Here is a 5,121-nt window from a genome sequence, read left to right on the forward strand (position 1 = left end):
AAATCATCATAGGTATTGCTTGCTAAAACTTCAACTGTTCCTCCGTTTACCTGATGGGTATGGGTCAGCAATCGGTCCTGAGGCGAATAGGTAAATTCTTCTTTTACCGTCAGCTCCGTATCTCCGGACGTACGTTTGTGTTTGGTAATGCTATAAAGCGTCTTTCCTGTAAAATCAAGTTTACTATCGACATTGGTATAGCCTCCCAGATGGTTTTGGATTCGGGTGCTCACGGCTCTGCCTTTTTTGTCGTAAAAAGTGGTGATGGTTTCTCCTAATGTTTCCGATGCCGTAGTCAGGGCTCTTGTCCAGGTTCCAGTCACCAAACCCGTAACATTGTCTAAAACGGATTGGTCTTCAATAGTTGCAGGTTCGACCACCGCATTAGGAAAAGCATAATCATCGTAATAGGTAACGGTTAAAAGTTTAAAATTTATCGGAGCAATAGAATTGCTATAGTAAATCACTATATTGTCGTCTATAGTTCCTTCAGAGCCTCTAGTTTCAAATAAAACAGTCGCGGAATTGTGTTGGTCCTGTAATGTTTTTCTATTGGCTGAACCCGGAGGTGTGCTGCTCCAGCCTGTATAAACAGGTCTTCCTAAACCATCGTATTTGGTAATGAGCCAGCCCTCTGCTGTTTCGTCTTTAAATGGCGAAAAAGCAGGTCCGGTGGCCACGGGACGATCAAGTTTGTCATAAACAATATACTCCCATTGTTTTCCGGGTAGTTTTTTCTCCACCAAACGGTTGCGATAGTCGTATTTGTACTGATAACACAAGCCGTTTAAGACATCATCGCTAACCACACCTGCCACTTTTGGAGGTATTACATAGCTCAGATTCCCATACCTGTCGTAAACGTAGTAGGTATCGTGTTGATTTCCGGAATCATAAGTTCTTTTTAGTACAACTTGGCCTTCTTTATTTTTAAATTCTACTGTGGAACCTGATGATTCAGTTGGATTTGCTGCTGTATTCTCATCATAGGTTATGGTTTTATACAATTGATTTTCTGCATAATTTCCAGCATCCGAAAAAGTGGTTTTAAACAATCCCAATCCCGCATCCCAAGTTGCAGTGGATTTAAATAATCTTACTTCACTGGCTGTATTGGTCTGATAATCCATTTTAATTTCGTGCCCGCTATTCATTGCCCAGGAATTTCCGGGAGCCGCTTGTCTTAATACCCTGTTTAAGGGAGAGTCTTCCAATTTCTTTTGCGAAAATGGATTGCTTGTATTATCATAGTTCTCACTACCGTAAAACCCTGTTAAAGCATTTATAGCAACAGCAGGATCTATTCTGGGATAACTACCACCACCGCTCTCAGAGGCATAGGGTAAATATTCTTTGACTTGTCTTCCAAAAACATCATATTCCACAGGAGTAATAATGTCTTTTCCTCCTGCTCCCTGACCAATGGCGATGGTTTGTACCGGACGTCCGAGTCCGTCAAAATAAGTGATACTTTGTTGTTTTTTATCATTGGTCAGTGCATTTAGACCTGCAGCCTGAACCGGTTCCTTTGGTGATAAGGTATAAATAAAGTTATCATCGCTAAAAGTCTGTGCTCTTGCGCCTGAGACTATAAAGAACAATAAAATTAATAATGTTATGTATTTTTTCATTACGTTATTCTTACTGATTAAAAAATAAATCTAAATATTCACTTTATATTAGTGATTGTCATGCGTACAGGTTCCATGAGTATTGGCGTAATTTTGTCCATTTTGTCTTAAATCATTAAATGCGTCAAGATTAGCTCTCTTTTGGCTGATCGTAGAAAAATATACACCAGGAAAAACCATATATGTCTCGGTTGATCCTATATACCCAATTCCACAATTGTTTCGGGTAAAATCTTCCTTTGCTAGTGTATTATAGTACCCACATTCCCCTCTTGCATTGGCGTAATTCTGCCCGTTTTGAGTAACATCCTCCTGGGCTTTCATATCAGCTTCAGCCTGTGATGATTCTGACCAATGAATATCGGCTGCAACCGTATACGTTACAGGTGCCCCCGATAGCCCCGCAGGACAATTATTTTTTGTAAAAATGCCGCTTTTGGCTGTATTGTAAAAACGACAAGTCCCTTTATTATTGACATTGATCCGACCCCATACATCACACTTTTTAGCTGCGTGATCATCTGCATCAAATTGCGACACCCTCGATGTAACTTCTCTCGCCGGTATTGTATAATCTAAAGAAGACCCTACACTGCCTGAAGGACAATTATCCTTAGTATAGGATCTAGTAATCGCTACATTCCAAAATGTACAATACCCCTTTGAATTAGCATTTTCCAGACCGTTATTATTAACATCTCTTTGCGCCAAATCATCTGCAGCCGCTTGCGACTCTGTTGAGAAATGACTTCCAGCGGGAACGGTATAGACTTCCGTTGAACCTACTCCACCCGGTGCACAATTATTTTTAGTAAACGAACCACTTTTTTCAGTATTGGTGAAAGTACAATACCCTTTTGTATTTGCATTGGCCCTACCATTTGCATTAAATAAAGCCAATCCTTTTGAATCAGCATCAGCCTGTGAATCTTTTGAGGTTTCGGCACCTGCTACCTGACTAAAGAATTCATCTGATCCAACACCACCGGGAGCACAATTACTTTTTTGGAATAAACCACTAAAGGCAATACTTCTATAGATGCACTCTCCTTTTCTATTGGCATTGGCCTGTCCGTTTGCAATTATATCTACCACTGCTTTTCTGTTGGCATCTTCCTGTGAAATGATTGAAGTATATACTCCGGCAGCCACTGTATAATCTATCGGTGAACTGCTAGCTCCAGCCGGACAATCCTCTTTTACAAATGCCCTGCTTTGAGCTGTGTTTTCATAAATAACCTGTCCTTTATAATTATAACGATACACTTGTAAAACATTTCGGTCCTTGTCTTTAATAGTTTTTAACCTATTAAGTTCATCATACTCATAATAACTTACCAATCCTTTTGGATCTGTCATGGTACTTATTCCTACTAAGGGTATATAAGTATAGGTTGTTATCAAAGCATTTCCTGTTGCGGAATTATATCGTAATGCATTTAATGCTGTTACTAAAGAGGCTTCATCACCTGTAGCTGAAGAGGCATTTTCTATGGCTGTAACTAAATTGGCAGGGACAATAACCGGTCTCTCGCTTTCAATTTTGGCCACGATCTGGCTTTTATTATACCCCCATACTACAGTAATATTAGCATCTGTAGTCATCAAACCAGGTCTCCGGTTATCTGTCGTTACTGATCCAATGAAATTTACATTCCCATCAAAATCATATTTATAAAATTTCCTTTTTTCTAAAGGATTGTTGCTGATCCCTTTTGAAAACGATCGGGGTTTAAATAAATTATCAGTAACAGGCGTAAATTCATACTTGTACACATCGATGATTTCTCCATCTTTCTTATTTACGATTTGCACTATTGGTGAAACAAAATTTTTATTTACCATAGTCTTAGAAACATTATCCGCAAAATCATATGGATAGAAGATTTCATTTACTACTTTATTACTAACATCGTATGTGGTAGTTATTTTTTTTTGTTTGTAATGTGTATTGTATTCAATATCAATGGTTCTGTATATAGGCTGCTCATTGTAGTATTCTGTCGTTTTTTTATTGTAGATAAATTTATCTGTATCAAACTCTTTGTATACATTAAAATAGTAAAAATCTTTAACTGTATGTTCTGGTCCAATCTCTTGATTGGCACTCTTAACCACCTTATAATCAATTTTTAAACTCTTAGGATAATTAGGGTTATTTATGATCGTCATCGGCGCATGATCTGAATCCTCTGTATCAAAATAGAGATTGGCTTCTTCAGAAAGTTTTTTACCCACTGTAGTACTTGTATTCTTTGAATAAATTAATTTACTTTTTTCGGAACCTACTGACAAATCCCGTCCTGTTGGCTGAGACGGAAAAATAGCCAATGTTAAGGACGGCATATTAAACTGGGTCATTTTGTAACCTTCAGGGTAAACCATTTTCTTAACCCCATACTTTCCTTCTCCAGCCAAATAAGTATAAGAAACAGTATTATTTGCAGCCGATCCGAAATTGCCCCCGCAATTGCTACATAAAAATTTTTCAGGTACCAAAATCTCACTTTTGAGTACACACTCTTTTACAGCAAGGTATCCCACTGGAGAGCTATTATCCATGCCAAGATTATAAGGTCTTGAAGTTGCATTTAAAACATTTTCATTTAGGGGTATTGTTGCGTAAGGAAATTGGATATCTGTCCTAGTTGGCCCCGTTTCTTTTGAGGCATGAGTGGTATATAAATCAACACTGCCGTTAAACTGAATTCCACTACATAATCCGGTAGTATCCGTATAATCATAGTATTTTGTCACCGGTTCTCCAATGGCGGGATGATCTGTTGTTGAACTCACTCTTATTCCACCTACGGGAACAGTGCCTCCATCGCTGGTGTGCTTTGCAACGGCAGCATCAAAAAAAGCTAAATCTATTTGGGCCTCCAGATTTTGTGTTCTATTATAATCTGTTCGAATTTTAAATTCGTAAGTTCCCGCAGGAATAATAAACTTACCACTACTGTCCTTAGTTACCGCACAATTATTAAAACTTAAACAATTACTATCAATTTGTGATAATTCATTTAATTGCAAAGATATTCTGGGAATGTCTATCCCGTCCTGCGCGCGTGCTCTGGGAACTAATGCATAATAAGGTGTAGTGGGGTCAAAACCTACTGGTGAATCTCCAGAAATTCGACGAATACTCATATCGATAAAATTTACGTTCCCAATGTAATGACTTAAGGTTGCAACCACATCACTATCAAAGGTTTTTGTAAATATGCTTTCTTTGACTGGATTAGCATTTTCTAAAAAATCGGACTTAAATTTTAATTGAATACCCACATTTGCCTCGTTATTTGAATTGCCCTTTTTAATTCCTAAGTTTTGCTCATACCGTACCTCTGTCCTTCCTCCTGTTGGATAGTAAATGGTTTTTAAAGCCCCTTTTTGGGTTTCGAAAAAATTTGGTTTTTTATCCGCATTGTAATTTGTTCTCTCAACTAAAAACGGGGTACTATTATTCGCGCCATTGGAAAATCCCCAA

Annotated in this window: 2 protein-coding genes; both read right to left on the reverse strand. The window is 38.1% G+C overall.

The genetic code is table 11. The features are described 5' to 3' along the window. Positions 1–1,631: DUF6443 domain-containing protein (locus ACN1CN_RS22410; protein WP_419137861.1), on the reverse strand; the 1,631-nt coding region annotated here is incomplete at its 3' end. Positions 1,632–1,679: 48 nt separating this feature from the next. Then, a partial coding sequence (locus tag ACN1CN_RS22415) for a DUF5977 domain-containing protein (protein WP_419137863.1) occupies positions 1,680–5,121 on the reverse strand: 3,442 nt, incomplete at its 5' end.

Source organism: Flavobacterium sp. T12S277 (assembly GCF_048514875.1).
GTDB lineage: Bacteria > Bacteroidota > Bacteroidia > Flavobacteriales > Flavobacteriaceae > Flavobacterium.